The following is a 13,952-nucleotide window of genomic DNA, read 5'->3' as shown; positions in this document are numbered from 1 at the left end:
GGATAATGGTAATTTTGCAACTATTCACGTTTATGCTCAAATCTAAGGGGGTATTTCTTTCGTTGGAAATCATTGCTCTGCTATAATAAGTGCAGAAGGCGACAAGAAACGCCAATCGTGAATACAACTGAAATGAGAGGATACTAATGGACAATTTTATAGTGACATTACTTTTTATGGCAATTATAGGCGCAGCAATCGGAGGCGTTACCAATCACCTAGCCATTAAAATGCTTTTTCGTCCACATAACGCAATATATATTAAAAACTGGCGCGTTCCATTTACACCTGGTCTTATTCCAAAACGACGCGACGAATTAGCAAAACAGCTTGGTCTTACCGTTGTAAATTATTTATTAACTCCTGAAACATTTAGAAAGAAATTTTTCTCGAAGGATATTCAAGAGAAGGTTGAACAGTTTGTGCAAACGAAAGTAGAGGAAACCATCTTTACAAATGATAAAACCATTCAAGATTGGTTAAATATTGCGGGGTTTTCTCATATGCCAGCTACGATTGAGCAGAAAGTTGAAGCAATTGTTGAGGGACAATTTGCATCAGTGAAGAATACACTATCAACAAAATCAATTCGTACACTGCTATCGTCAGATATGCAGGATACTCTTGATGCCAAGATTCCTGTAGCAGTCAGTCATATACTAGAAAAAGGCGAGGATTACTTTTTATCACCTGAAGGTGAAATGACAATTAAAGCAATGATTGATGATTTCTTATCATCAAAAGGATCATTTGGTGGTATGATCAATATGTTTCTAGGTGATTCATCGTCCCTTGTAGGAAAAGTTCAACGTGAGCTCGTAAAATTTTTACAAGCTCCGGGCACGTCAACATTATTAACAAAAATATTTACGCAAGAATGGGAAAAATTAAAAGATCGACCAGCGATGGACTTTTTACAAGACATGCAGTTTGATCCGATTTTATCGAAATTACAAATGTATGTAAAAGAACAATTAGCTGTCGCCGAACGTTTAAATCAACCTATTTCTTATTATTGGCCTGAAGGAAACGAATGGATGAAAAATTCGGTCATTCCACAAGCAATTGACAAAGCTTTTGTCAAAGCAGAGGAAAAACTAGAAGATGTACTTAAACGTTTAAATTTACAAGAAGTTGTTCGTGAGCAAGTGGATTCTTTCCCTGTTGAGAAATTAGAGGAACTTGTATTAGGTATTTCAAAACGTGAATTTAAAATGATTACCGTATTAGGTGCAGTTCTTGGTGGATTGATTGGAATTGTGCAAGGTTTAATTGTTAATTTTATTTAAAAAGGAGATTGTTTAAATGGTTAATATTTATAATGACATTAATGCACTAGAGGCAACTTTCCGTAAGACCCCAGAGTTTGAGGCTTTACAAGCGGCGGTTGAAGTTGTAAAGAGTGATGAAGAGGCGTTAAATGTCTTTAAAAACTTCCGTAAAATTCAAATTGAATTACAAAAGAAACAATTAGCTGGAGAGGAATTATTGGAGGATGAACTTGTTTATGCTCAAAAGGCATCTCAGCTTGTACAGCAAAATGAAAAGATTTCAGCTATGCTTGAGGCAGAAATGAAATTAAGTAAAGTGATTGAGGAAGTAAATCGTATTTTAATAAAGCCAATTCAAGGCCTATATGAGGATATTCAATAAATCATTCATATAGTAAGGAATAATTGTCTGAGGAATTGCACATATACAAGTAATAGGAAAACGTGTATCCGCTAATCGGAGCACGTTTTTACTTTATATACACCAGTCAATTGTATTGGAGGTTTTATCTATGTATGTGTTCATTGAATGGACCTATAAAACACCGAAAGGAGCCACAACTGTTTTACGTTCAGAAGAGATGCCTGCTGCGCAAGCGCTATTACTAGCAGAGGATATGGAAAAGACCGGAAGAGTCAAGTCCATTCATTGCTTGGATCGTCAAGATACAAGTTGGACAATAAAAGAACTCAAAACCTATCTAAAAGAAATAGATACAGAGCCGCATAATATCATTGTCTATTTCGATGGAGGCTTTGATCGGGGGACAAGACAGGCAGGGCTTGGATGTGCTATTTACTATGAACAAAATGGCAAGCCTTATCGTTTAAGAAGAAATGCTTTTTCATCCGAGCTTACATCTAATAATGAAGCAGAGTATGCTGCGCTTTATTTAGGTGTAGTAGAGCTAGAATTGCTAAATGTCCATCATCTACCTGTCCAAATTAAAGGCGACTCCCAAGTAGTTATCAACCAATTAAGGGGGGAATGGGCAGCATTAGAAAAGGATTTAGTCGGTTGGGCAGATAAGATTGATGCCAAATTAGCACAGCTTACTATTCAACCGGACTACCAGCTAATCACTCGCAAGGACAATTCAGAAGCAGACAGTCTTGCTACCCAAGCATTAAATGGAATAGATATTACAGGTTTGAGTGAACTCGTAAAAGAATAAATGTAAGAGGTGTCAGTAGTTACTGTCACCTCTTTTTTAAATTCTCTATAGGTGATGAAACTTTTTTCCCATTGAAACTACTACTCCTATGAACCCAAACAATAAGGAGAGATATTTTATGTATATGAAAAAATTAGCACCTGTAGCTTTGTCTGCATTATTAATGGGGAGTGTTATGATACCTGTTGCTTCGGCAAATGAGCAAAAAGATGAAGTTGAAATTCCACAAATTCAAATTGATCCAGTACACATTTTCAATCAAACACATGGAACAGTTGAAGATGTTCGCGTTGGTAAAGACATTACATATTACACTGTTAAAGACGGAGAGCAAACAAATATACTAGAAATTACAAAAGATACTCTTGTGTATGATAATACTGGTAAAAAAGTAGAGCTTAAAGAAGGCGATCAGGTAGTGGCGTATACCTTTGCAAATAAACCACAAAAATATATCTATCCACCGCAATTCAATCCAGAGATTATTATTGTAGATTCAAAAGAAGTTGGGTTTGTAGAAGTGGATTATTTCTTTGATGACTTAACAAACACATATGATATTTTAAAATTAAATATCGGTAAAGAAACAGAGCTAGTCAACGCAAAAGGTAAAAAAGTAACATCAAAAGATTTAGTAGAAAAGCATTTAGCTGTTTTCTATACAGCATCTACTAAAAGTATTCCTGCACAAACAACACCATCGAAAGTAATTGTTCTAGACGACAATTCTGAAATTTCTTTAAGTCCAATAGATGAGGAAATTAATACGATCATTGCCACGGATTATTATATGGTAGCTGAAACAACAATGGTGCCTTTACGTAGCATTGCAGAAAAGCTTGGCTTTCAAGTAGAATCAAAAGGTAAAGCGGTTATTCTAACGAAGGGCAATGAATCTTATACAATCACACGTGGTGAAAAAGCGTTTGGTTACAACAAATCATTACGCACTTTGTCAGTAGCACCCTCTTTGAAAGATACGAAAACTTATGTCCCTGTTGAATTCATTGAAGAATATTTGAAATAAATTTGAAACTAGTATGCCAACTTTTTGTGGCATACTAGTTTTATGTTCAAGAGACTATTTTGGAAGAATTAAAAGTCGGATATCTTTTTACGAATTGTTGCAGGCAATACTTGAAAGACACGGTATTCATAAAGTTATTAGCTAATATCATTTCATCTGAATACAATAAAAGCTGCTGGAAGTGCTGTTTAACAAATGCCCTAGCTTTCTCATAGTGCTTGTTGATAGAAATAGCTCCATACATGTCTTGTTGGTCAATGATGTAGATAAAGTCACAAATCACATTATGTGTCCCATACTTAAATAATACAGTGACATATAATGTTTTTTCATCACATCGCGCTAAGTCAAAATGGTGGAATGCTACCTCTACTTGATGAATAAAACTCGAAATGAATGGACGTTTATTATTTTTTAAAAGAAACACTATCAACACCACCTTTTGTAAAAATTATAATGATAAAAAATTAGTTTGTCTACATATAGACTGAATATTCTGTTTTTTGTAATTCCCTATTGTTACTTTGCTTAAAGTCATATAAATTTGTTAAACTTAAGTCTGCAATATATATGGAATAAGAAAAGAAGAGAGCGAAACAATATGAAAATGATTCACATAGATCAAAAATATCCCGAGGATTGGATTCGCGTATTAAATCATATAGCGAATTTATTTTTTGAGGATTCCAAGCTGCGAGTGGAGCCGGAAGAAGCAGATATGTCGGTTTCATTTACGTACGACGTTGAAGAGAATTTTACTATTTCTACAAAAGCAATATTAACTGTAGATGGACAACAATATACAAATAATTACAGCATCCAATATGAATCAGCTGCAACGGGTCGTGAACTCAATATACGTATGAAACGAGCATTATCTCATGTATTTTTAGATGTTCTCGAGCAGCATACAGGGGTACACCAGCAATGGGGGATTTTAACAGGAGTTCGTCCGACTAAGCTCTATCACAAGTTTAGAAAAGAAGGAAAAGGGGAGCAAGAAATTGCTGAGCTATTAATTCGAGATTTTCGCCTGTCTGAGGAAAAGGTGGCACTTTTAAAAGATATCGTGGAACGACAATTAGTAACTATTCCAGATATTGATCAAATTGGGCAAGAGATTAGTGTATATATCGGCATTCCATTTTGTCCAACAAAATGTGCCTATTGTACGTTTCCAGCCTATGCGATAGGAAGTAACCGTAAGCAAGGTCGTGTAAATACATTTTTAGATGGCTTGCATATTGAATTACGCGAAATGGGGAAATGGCTCAAAAACAATAATATGAAGATCACGTCTATTTATTGGGGAGGCGGTACACCAACTTCCATTGAAGCAGATGAAATGGATGCCTTATACCAGACGATGTATGAATCTTTCCCAAATCCTGAAACAATTCGAGAGATTACAGTTGAAGCAGGAAGGCCAGATACGATTACACCGGAAAAATTAGAAGTTCTTAAAAAATGGGGAATTGATCGTATTAGTGTAAATCCACAATCTTATACAGATGAAACGTTAAAGGCAATTGGTCGTCATCATACAGTTCAAGAAACAATCGATAAATTTTGGCTTGCTCGTGAATCAGGGATGAACAATATAAATATGGACCTCATTATTGGTTTACCAAATGAAGGTATTGAAGAATTCCAGCATTCGTTAGTGGAGTCAGCTAAGATGCAGCCTGAGTCATTGACTGTCCATACATTATCATTTAAACGTGCATCTGAAATGACTCGCAATAAAGATAAATATAAAGTGGCGGATCGTGATACAGTTGCTGAAATGATGCAAATGGCACAAGATTGGACAAAGGAAAATGACTATGTTCCATATTATTTATATCGCCAAAAAAATATTTTAGGTAATCTTGAAAATGTTGGCTATAGTAAAGCTGGTGAAGAGAGTATTTATAATATTGTAATTATGGAAGAAGTACAGACAATCTTAGGGGTTGGTTGTGGGGCATCTTCTAAATTTGTTCATCCTGAAACAGGAAAAATCACGCAATTCCACAATCCAAAGGATCCTGCCGCCTATATTATGACCTTTGAAGAGGCTATCGGGAAAAAAATTGAGTTTTTAGATGAGTTATACAAAATATAAAATAAAGGCGGTCTGAGTTATTCAGATCGCCTTTATTTTATAAAGTTCTTAATGTACACGCCATTTGCAATATAACAGCATCTTCAAAATATTGTGGGTCATAGCCAGTTAACTCTCTTATTTTATTTAATCGATAAGTAAGTGTATGGCGATGGATATTTAGTTGCTGTGCACAAAGCTTTAACTGTAAATTGCAGTCAAAAAAGGATTGTAATGTTTCCAATTGTTTTGCGTTGATATTTTTTAGTATTCGGTGATGGAAGGCTTGTACCTCCTCTGATTCACGATGTTTAAAAAGAGAAAATAACTCTACATCTTCGAAAAAGGTAATCTCGTTATGGATGGTAGCGAATTCAAGTGCTGTTCTAGCTCCCTGATAGCTATAGGGAAGTTGCGAAAGTTGCTGCACAACAGGACCAATACCAATTTGTAAGGAAGGAAGTTTTTGTTTTTTCTTTCTTAAAGCTTTTATAATGGATTGATAGTTTTGTTCCTGGCGATATGTTAGCAGTATATAATACTCCTGTAATTGGCTATGTCCAGCTAGAATAGGCTGTCTATAAAATAAATCTTCAAAAAAGAATGGCATCCTATTTTCTAAATAAGATGTTTCATGTAAACTCACTAAAATAACTTGGAAGGGTGCTATTAGTGAAAAGGGTAATTTCTGAATTCGTTTATTTAAAGTAGCATCAAGCTTACTTCCATGAACGAGTGCCTCGAATATGTAGTCATTATTCTTCCGTTGCCACTCGCTTTTAGACTCGACGAGTGCTTGATGTGTCATGATCTCTGTCGTTAATTGAACAAGATTGGCGATTTCAAGCATTTCTTCTGAATCTCCAGTTATACCAATAACACCTACAACTTCATCCTGATACAGGATAGGCATATTAATGCCAGGCTTTGTATTTGGATACAATTCTATATTATCCTCATTAATAATCAACGTTTTTTTTGTTTGTGCTACGTAAACTGCACCTTCGTGAATATCCTCCACCCTCATCTTATCTCCAGAAGCTAAAATAACACCAGTAGGGCTAATGACATTAATATTGTGACGTAAGCGTAACATTGTTTGATGTACGATTTCATCTGCTAATTTTTTGGTCAACATGTTTATACACCTCGGATAAAAAACAGTCTGTTATAGGACAGATAAATTGTACATTTATTATAATGTTTTCTGAATTTATTGTCATTATAATAATTTGTAAGCGCTTAACTAAGGAATTTGAAAATTTACGTAAATGTCAATGGGCGACATAAGTGGAGGTATTGTATGAAAATCATTATTAGTCCAGATTCCTTCAAGGGTACTCTATCGGCAGTTGAAGTAGCGAAATCCATGCAGCAAGGCATTCTGGATGTAAATCCATCAATAGAAACCATTATTCTACCGGTTGCAGATGGTGGCGAGGGGACACTTGATTCACTTATTGCCTCTACGGGTGGTCAGTATTTTTCAACGGAAGTGCTAGATCCAATAGGAAGAGACATACAAGCACAGTATGGTGTATTGGGTGATAAAGAAACATGCGTGATTGAAATGGCTCAGGCATCTGGCATCATGTTGCTACAAGACCATGAGAAAAACCCTGAATTTGCTACAACGTATGGTACTGGCCAATTAATTAAGGCGGCACTCGACCGAGGCTTTAGAAAATTTATTATCGGTATTGGTGGAAGTGCCACAAATGATGCAGGGATTGGCATGCTCAAGGCATTAGGTGTGCGATTTATAAAGGAAGATGGCTCAGATTTAGAGGATGGTATTTCGAGTTTAATGGAATTAACTGCAATAGATATAAGTGGACTTGATGAAAGATTGATAGGAGCGATATTTACCATTGCCTGTGATGTGGATAATCCATTCATTGGTGAACGAGGAGCAACAGCTATATTTGGCCCTCAAAAAGGTGTGCAGGACTATCAAATTACACATTTTGATAACTGCTTAAAGCATTTTGCAGATATCATCGAGCAACAGTTTGCTATTCGATTGCACGATTATCAAGGAGCGGGAGCTGCAGGAGGATTAGGTGGCGCGTTAATCGCATTTTTAAATGGGACATTTCATGCAGGAATTGATATTGTCATAGATGCTGTCCAGTTACAGGATCACTTAGCAGCCGCACAGTTGGTAATAACGGGTGAAGGGAAGTCGGATCTCCAAACATTACATGGTAAGGCTCCATTAGGGGTTGCTAAAGCGGCCGCTTTAGCACATGTAGAGGCAGTTTTATTGTCAGGAGACATTGATAGTATGGCTAAACCTGCACTTCAAAATTATTTTAGTGTTGTGGAGACATTAGTAGATGAGGAGATTACTACTGAGCAGGCAATGCGAGAACCCGCTTATTTTATTCGTTTAAAAACTAAGCAAATCTTTGAGCTTTACATACAAAAGGGGGATGACTAGATGTTATTCATCATTATTTTACTAGGGGTATTGTTTGTTGTATGGGGCACGGCCAAATTAAAGCTACATCCTTTTCTGGCGTTATTAATTAGCGCCTTCTTCGTTGGAATTGCTTCGGGAATGCCACTATTAACAGTGGTAGAAAGTATTAACACTGGCTTCGGTGGTCTAATGACGAGCATTGGCTTAGTAATTATCGCTGGAACAATTATAGGTTTAATTTTAGAGAAATCAGGCGCTGCCTATCGAATGGCAGAAGTAGTTTTACGCATCGTTGGTCCAAAACGTCCACAACTTGCGATGTCTTTAATTGGTTACATCGTATCTATCCCAGTATTTTGTGATTCAGGTTTTATTATTTTATCGAGTTTGCAAAAATCATTAGCAAAACGGGCTAATGTAACGATTGCATCCATGGCTGTAGCTTTAGCGACGGGGTTATTTGCAACACATGTATTAGTACCCCCTACACCAGGTCCCATCGCAGCAGCTGGAAATATTGGGGCGGCCAATTATTTAGGGACAGTTATTGTCATTGGTTTATTAGTAGCGATACCTGCTACATTTGTAGGCTATATGTGGTCAGTGAAAGTTGCAACCAAAATTCGTGTACCCCAAGATGAGGTAGAGGCATTAGATTATGAGGAAGTCATTAAATCCTTTGGCAAAATGCCTTCAACATTTAAAGCCTTTTTACCAATCGTTCTACCTATTGTTTTAATTGGTCTTGGCTCAATAGCATCGTTAGCGGGTGATCCCGAATCAACATTCAATACGATTTTTAAGTTTTTAGGTTCGCCAACAGTAGCATTATTTTTAGGTGTAGCAGCTGCCTTTTTATTATTGCCTGAAATTAGTGAAACGACCTTAACGGGCTGGATTGGTGAAAGTTTAAAAGAAGCCGCGCCTATTTTACTTATTACAGGAGCAGGTGGTTCGTTTGGAACAGTTATTAAAAATGCTGGTGTTGGAGAAATACTACAGGAAATGGACTTGGGGATGTTTGCATCAGGTACTTTGTTCTTGCTAGTACCGTTTATAGTAGCAGCTGCCTTAAAAACTGCTCAAGGATCTTCGACGACAGCGCTTGTCATTACGTCTACTTTAGTAGCACCAATGCTCGTGACACTTGGCATTGAGGGCGCTGTCCCATTAGCATTAGTAGTAATGGCCATTGGAGCTGGTGCAATGACGGTTAGCCATGTGAACGACAGTTTCTTCTGGGTAATTACACAGTATAGTGGAATGGAAGTAACTCAAGCTTATAAGGCACAAACCGTTGCTACATTACTACAGGGCATTGTCACAATCATGATTACAATGGTTTTATGGTGGATATTTGTTTAAAGTACAAGGAGGGCTGCCCCATGGGAAGCTCTCTTTTTTGTATAATAGAAAAATAGAAAGGAAGTTAGTAACATGAGAAAATTAATAGTAGTACTCCTTTGCATTTTTTTATTAGCAGGCTGTACAGAAGCAATTAAGACAGAGCGGGTGCCTGTAACGGCTGGCGATGAAATGCGAGTTCATTTTATGGATGTGGGACAAGGGGATTCCATATTAATTGAATCGCCAAATGGGAAAACCATGCTTATTGACGCTGGTGTGAAAGGTGCAGGACAACAGGTAGTTTCTTATTTAAAGGAACTTGGTGTGAACAAACTTGATAAGGTAGTGGCGACACATCCCGATGCTGACCATATTGGTGGGCTCATTCCAGTGTTACATGCAATCCCTATTGAGCAATTTTATGATTCGGGCAAAGTACATACTTCTCAAACTTTTGAAGAAATGCTGATGGCGATTGATGAAAAAAACATACCTTATTATGTGCCGAAAACAGGAGATTTTATTGAATTTGATAAGGATGTAACGGTGAAGGTTTTAAATGCAAATGAACATGCAACCGATAATAATGACGCTTCCATTGTCTTAAAAGTGGTTTATGGCAATGTATCCTTTTTATTAACGGGAGATGCTGGCATAGCATTAGAGAAGGAAATGATGTCAAATGATGTAACAGCTACTGTTCTGAAGGCAGGGCATCATGGTTCTAATACCAGTAGCTCAGAAGATTTCATTCGTGCAGTGAAGCCAGAAGTCACTATATTAAGCTATGGTGAAGATAATAAATATGGACATCCACATGCAGAAGTAGTAAATCGATTGCAAGCTATTGGTAGTAACATCTATGCCACTGCGGATTTAGGAACGATTACAGTGGCAACAAATGGGGTAAACTACACGGTGAATGGAAAGAGGGCTGTAACTCAAAAAAAACCATCCACGGTTGAACCAACAACTGCTGTTGAGATTGTCAGCAAAGATTTAGTGACAGAAATTGTAGGCATTAAAAATAACGGTCAACAAGCTGTTTCGTTAAACGATTGGCAGCTCATTTCTCTGGAAGGAAATCAAGTCTTTAATTTTCCTAATCTATCCTTACAACCTGGTAAAATTATTTATGTTACTAGCGGGGCTAATGCTCGTGAAGGGGATAATTATTTAAAATGGACCACTAAACAGATTTGGTTAAATGATGGAGATGCTGCGCAATTACGGAATGAGAAAGGGGAACTTGTTAGTGAGCTCGACTAAATATACTTTAGATCGGATTGAAGACGGTTATGCTGTTTTTTTAAAGTATCCTGAGGAAGAAGAACAAATTATTATTTTACAGTCAGCTTTGAACAAGCCTGTGCTTGTTGGGGATCGTGTACAGATAGAAGAAATAGATGGCATGTACCATATTGAGATTTTAAGAGAAGAAACGGAACAAAAAAGAGCCGATATCCAGAATTTAATGGACCGTTTACGTCATAAAAACAAATAATAAATGATAAGCTGTGGAAGTTACCCGCAGCTTGTTTTTTTGATTGAGCAATGTCCTGTCCATCAGCCTTCTTTGGATAGATGTTTAGGTGTAAGGGATTTGAGAGGAATTGGACATAATTTGTTATCCTAAATATTTTGAAAATATGCTAAAATAATAGTATTAATCAGGAGCTAGGAGCGTACGGACAAAATGTCGATAAACACTATTATTTTTGATTTAGATGATACATTACTATGGGATAAAAAATCAGTAAAAACTGCTTTTGAAAAAACATGTGACTATGCTGCTACGATACATAATGTGAATTCTGCAGAGCTAGAAGAAGCAGTTCGTCAAGAGGCTCGTGCGTTATACGAAGGCTATGAAACGTATGACTATACGGTATTAATTGGTATCAATCCTTTCGAAGGTCTATGGGGAACATTTGATGACCCTACTGAATCCTTTCAAGCCATGAAGAGGCTTGTACCGGGCTATCGTGCGGCAGCATGGACAAAAGGTTTAAGCGCCCTTGGTATAGAGGATGCAAAATTCGGAGCAGAGCTAGGAGAACGCTTTGTAGCTGAGCGCAAAGCATCACCATTTTTATATGAAGATACATTTACTGTGTTAGACGAATTGAAAGGGAAGTACCAGCTTGTTTTACTTACCAATGGTGCACCTAGTCTGCAAAATTTAAAGCTAGAAATTACGCCTGAAATAGCGCCGTATTTTGATCATATTATTATCTCAGGAGACTTTGGAAAAGGTAAGCCAGACGCTTCTATTTTTGAGCATGTGATGGAGAGAACAGGCATTACAGCGGATGATGCCATTATGGTTGGCGATAATCTCAATACTGATATTTTAGGCTCTTCTCGCGTAGGAATGCGAAACGTATGGATTAACCGCGATAATAATATGGCCAATGGAGCTGTGACACCAACCTATGAGATTAGCTCTTTAACAGACCTAGTAAAACTTGTGAAACAGCTTTAAAAAAATGTACTGCACCTTCAAGGATGCAGTACATTTTTTTGTAGAAATATTAAAAAGGCAGACCATGCCTGCGAAGTTCGTCAGATTACCCTTCATAAAAGTATTAATTACCAAAAAAGCAGAGAGTAGGAAACCCTCTGCTTTTCACTTTACATATTATAGATTGATGGCTTTTACTTCATCAATATTTTCAAGCTGTGCCACAAATGCTAAATCCTCATTTGTTACAACGTTATCTATTGTTAACATCATAACCGCTGTTCCGCCAACTTGGGCACGGCCAACTTGCATGGTTGCGATGTTGATATCTTTTTCCGCAAGTTTAGTTGCTACACGGCCGATTGCACCTGGTTTGTCAGTATTTTTAATGTAAAGAAGATGACCCTGTGGAATAACGTCTACAACATAGTCCTCTACTTTGACGATACGTGCACCTAAGCCGTTTAATAATGTACCAGCTACAGTGTGTGTTTCATTCGCAGTAATAATTTCGATGGTAATTAAACTTGTAAAGCCCTTAGCTGTTGTCGTTTTATGCTCAATAATTTTCATACCAATACGCTCAGACAGGTAGCGAGCATTGACATCATTCACATGATTACCGTGATTTTTAGCTAATAAACCTTTTAATGCATTTGAAGTTAATGGACGGACATCATAGTTGGCTACTTCCCCAGCATAAGATAAGTTGATTTCTTTTACGGGCTCTGTTGTTACTTGTGATAAGAATGAGCCGAGTTTTTCCGCTAATTCAAAGAAAGGTTCAACTTGTGCTAGAAGTTCTTTCGGAATAGATGGCATATTCACTGGATTTGTCACAGTACCTGTTTTATAAAATTTAATAATATCATTTGACACATCAACAGCTACAGACTCTTGTGCCTCAATCGTAGACGCACCCAAGTGAGGTGTAGCAATTACTTGAGGTAAAGTAAGAAGCTTATGGTCTGTCGCTGGTTCAGATACGAATACATCCAGGGCAGCACCAGCAACTTTTCCTGCTACGATAGCATCATATAGGTCATCCTCATTAATAATACCGCCACGCGCACAGTTAATGATACGTACGCCATCTTTCATCATCGCAAATTTTTCTTTATTAATGAGATTACGTGTTTCAGGAAGAAGTGGTGTGTGTACAGTAATGAAATCGGCTGCTTCACAAATTTCTTCCACTGACGCCTTAGTGACACCTAATTCTTTTGCACGCTCATCAGTTAAGAAAGGGTCATATGCCATAACATTCATACGTTGACCTTTTGCGCGGTAAGCTACTTCAACACCGATTCGACCAAAGCCTACAACACCTAAAGTTTTGTTTTTTAGCTCTACTCCCACATAAGATTTACGGTCCCATTTCCCATTTTTTAGTGTATTAAAAGCTTGTGGAATGTGACGTGCAAGTGATGTCATCATGGCAATTGTATGTTCAGCGGCTGAGTTTGTGTTACCATCCGGAGCATTAACAACGATAATACCATGCTCAGTGGCAGCAGTAAGGTCAATATTATCGACACCTACACCAGCACGACCGATTAATTTTAAGCTTTTTGCGGCTTCAATTACTTCTCGTGTCACAGTAGTTTGTGAACGAACAAGTAACACATCTACATCTGCAATTTTAGTCATTAATTCTTCTGGTGCTAGACCAGTGTCTACGATAATATTTAAATCTAAATCTTGTTCCTGGCGTAATGGGAAAATACCATCCTCACTTAGTGGGTCAGCGATAAATACGTTAATTGTTTTTGTGGCAGTAATCATTATAATTAGCTCCTTTTAATAAATAGTAATTGTGGTTTTAACTACGACAGTCTGGAATTTGTAAAATTCTAACATCTTACAGCATGCAAACAATCTCCTTTCCGAATCGAAAGCAATATAAAAAGCCTTCCACGCCTTACAAACACAGTTATTGTGTTGTAAGGGGCGAAAGGCTGTATAAACATTGGTTCGCGGTACCACCCTTAATCACTGCTAGAAAAATTTATTCTTGCAGTCTTAGCAATATGCGTAACGTGCATGAGACGGATAAGCTTACTTAGATGGTTCGGCTTAACTATTCAGGAGTGGAACTATTATCGTAGAAATCACTGATTTACACCAACCATCAGCTCGCTTTGGATTTTCTTACGA

Annotated in this window: 13 protein-coding genes and 1 other annotated feature (1 of these 14 cut by a window edge); of the genes, 10 read left to right on the top strand and 3 right to left on the bottom strand. The window is 37.3% G+C overall.

Annotated elements, in window-relative coordinates:
• Positions 1–146: 146 nt before the first annotated feature.
• The 4 genes from A2J09_RS15145 to A2J09_RS15130 all read left to right on the top strand — a co-directional run bounded on the left by A2J09_RS15145 (position 147) and on the right by A2J09_RS15130 (position 3,473).
• Complete coding sequence (locus tag A2J09_RS15145) at positions 147–1,289, top strand: DUF445 domain-containing protein (RefSeq protein WP_012292160.1); 1,143 nt, start codon at positions 147–149, stop codon at positions 1,287–1,289.
• Positions 1,290–1,305: 16 nt separating this feature from the next.
• Positions 1,306–1,653: a YlbF family regulator gene (locus A2J09_RS15140; protein ID WP_012292161.1), complete on the top strand. Its 348-nt coding sequence runs from the start codon at positions 1,306–1,308 to the stop codon at positions 1,651–1,653.
• A 130-nt stretch (positions 1,654–1,783) separates the two neighbouring features.
• The gene (locus A2J09_RS15135) at positions 1,784–2,446 is read left to right on the top strand and encodes a ribonuclease H family protein (RefSeq protein ID WP_012292162.1); all 663 of its coding nucleotides are present in this window, start codon (positions 1,784–1,786) and stop codon (positions 2,444–2,446) included.
• 118 nt (positions 2,447–2,564) lie between these two features.
• Positions 2,565–3,473: a copper amine oxidase N-terminal domain-containing protein gene (locus A2J09_RS15130; protein ID WP_012292163.1), complete on the top strand. Its 909-nt coding sequence runs from the start codon at positions 2,565–2,567 to the stop codon at positions 3,471–3,473.
• A gap of 46 nt (positions 3,474–3,519) precedes the next feature.
• Here A2J09_RS15130 and A2J09_RS15125 read toward each other — a convergent pair whose 3' ends face one another.
• Positions 3,520–3,900, bottom strand: coding sequence for a hypothetical protein (locus A2J09_RS15125; protein WP_012292164.1), 381 nt, complete (start codon positions 3,898–3,900; stop codon positions 3,520–3,522).
• Positions 3,901–4,074: 174 nt separating this feature from the next.
• On the opposite strand from A2J09_RS15125, the gene A2J09_RS15120 reads away from it, so the two are divergent.
• Entirely contained in the window at positions 4,075–5,580 is a 1,506-nt protein-coding gene (locus A2J09_RS15120; RefSeq protein WP_012292165.1) for a coproporphyrinogen III oxidase, read from the top strand.
• Positions 5,581–5,617: 37 nt separating this feature from the next.
• On the opposite strand, the gene A2J09_RS15115 is transcribed toward A2J09_RS15120, so the two are convergent.
• Positions 5,618–6,697: a CdaR family transcriptional regulator gene (locus A2J09_RS15115; RefSeq protein WP_012292166.1), complete on the bottom strand. Its 1,080-nt coding sequence runs from the start codon at positions 6,695–6,697 to the stop codon at positions 5,618–5,620.
• A 165-nt stretch (positions 6,698–6,862) separates the two neighbouring features.
• Between A2J09_RS15115 and A2J09_RS15110 the strand changes: the two genes are divergently transcribed.
• The 5 genes from A2J09_RS15110 (at position 6,863) to A2J09_RS15090 (ending at position 11,816) form a co-directional block, all read left to right on the top strand.
• Positions 6,863–8,002: a glycerate kinase gene (locus A2J09_RS15110; protein ID WP_012292167.1), complete on the top strand. Its 1,140-nt coding sequence runs from the start codon at positions 6,863–6,865 to the stop codon at positions 8,000–8,002.
• Positions 8,003–9,349 (top strand): GntP family permease, encoded by a 1,347-nt coding sequence (locus A2J09_RS15105; protein WP_012292168.1) that lies wholly within the window; start codon positions 8,003–8,005, stop codon positions 9,347–9,349.
• 72 nt (positions 9,350–9,421) lie between these two features.
• Positions 9,422–10,600 (top strand): MBL fold metallo-hydrolase, encoded by a 1,179-nt coding sequence (locus A2J09_RS15100; RefSeq protein WP_012292169.1) that lies wholly within the window; start codon positions 9,422–9,424, stop codon positions 10,598–10,600.
• Entirely contained in the window at positions 10,587–10,835 is a 249-nt protein-coding gene (locus A2J09_RS15095) for a DUF3006 domain-containing protein (protein ID WP_012292170.1), read from the top strand. Before A2J09_RS15100 ends, A2J09_RS15095 begins: the two co-directional genes overlap by 14 nt.
• Before the next feature lie 192 nt (positions 10,836–11,027).
• On the top strand, positions 11,028–11,816 hold the full coding sequence (locus A2J09_RS15090; RefSeq protein ID WP_012292171.1) for an HAD family hydrolase: 789 nt from the start codon (positions 11,028–11,030) through the stop codon (positions 11,814–11,816).
• A gap of 156 nt (positions 11,817–11,972) precedes the next feature.
• Here A2J09_RS15090 and serA read toward each other — a convergent pair whose 3' ends face one another.
• Positions 11,973–13,580, bottom strand: a complete 1,608-nt coding sequence (gene serA, locus A2J09_RS15085) for a phosphoglycerate dehydrogenase (RefSeq protein ID WP_012292172.1) — start codon at positions 13,578–13,580, stop codon at positions 11,973–11,975.
• A 158-nt stretch (positions 13,581–13,738) separates the two neighbouring features.
• Positions 13,739–13,952 (bottom strand) — a binding site (T-box leader) (it continues 27 nt past the right edge of the window).

This window comes from Lysinibacillus sphaericus (assembly GCF_001629735.1).
In the GTDB taxonomy this organism is placed as follows: Bacteria; Bacillota; Bacilli; order Bacillales_A; family Planococcaceae; genus Lysinibacillus; species Lysinibacillus pinottii.
Note: the sequence above shows the minus strand (reverse complement) of the source record. Positions and strands in the feature narration are given on the sequence as shown.

Bases quoted from the DNA above. Each gene is read 5' to 3' on its own strand.
- A2J09_RS15115 (WP_012292166.1), bottom strand. From the start codon at position 6,697: ATGTTGACCAAAAAATTAGCAGATGAAATCGTACATCAAACAATGTTA.
- A2J09_RS15135 (WP_012292162.1), top strand. From the start codon at position 1,784: ATGTATGTGTTCATTGAATGGACCTATAAAACACCGAAAGGAGCCACA.
- A2J09_RS15090 (WP_012292171.1), top strand. From the start codon at position 11,028: ATGTCGATAAACACTATTATTTTTGATTTAGATGATACATTACTATGG.
- A2J09_RS15105 (WP_012292168.1), top strand. From the start codon at position 8,003: ATGTTATTCATCATTATTTTACTAGGGGTATTGTTTGTTGTATGGGGC.
- A2J09_RS15100 (WP_012292169.1), top strand. From the start codon at position 9,422: ATGAGAAAATTAATAGTAGTACTCCTTTGCATTTTTTTATTAGCAGGC.
- A2J09_RS15120 (WP_012292165.1), top strand. From the start codon at position 4,075: ATGAAAATGATTCACATAGATCAAAAATATCCCGAGGATTGGATTCGC.
- A2J09_RS15130 (WP_012292163.1), top strand. From the start codon at position 2,565: ATGTATATGAAAAAATTAGCACCTGTAGCTTTGTCTGCATTATTAATG.
- A2J09_RS15140 (WP_012292161.1), top strand. From the start codon at position 1,306: ATGGTTAATATTTATAATGACATTAATGCACTAGAGGCAACTTTCCGT.
- A2J09_RS15145 (WP_012292160.1), top strand. From the start codon at position 147: ATGGACAATTTTATAGTGACATTACTTTTTATGGCAATTATAGGCGCA.
- serA (WP_012292172.1), bottom strand. From the start codon at position 13,580: ATGATTACTGCCACAAAAACAATTAACGTATTTATCGCTGACCCACTA.
- A2J09_RS15110 (WP_012292167.1), top strand. From the start codon at position 6,863: ATGAAAATCATTATTAGTCCAGATTCCTTCAAGGGTACTCTATCGGCA.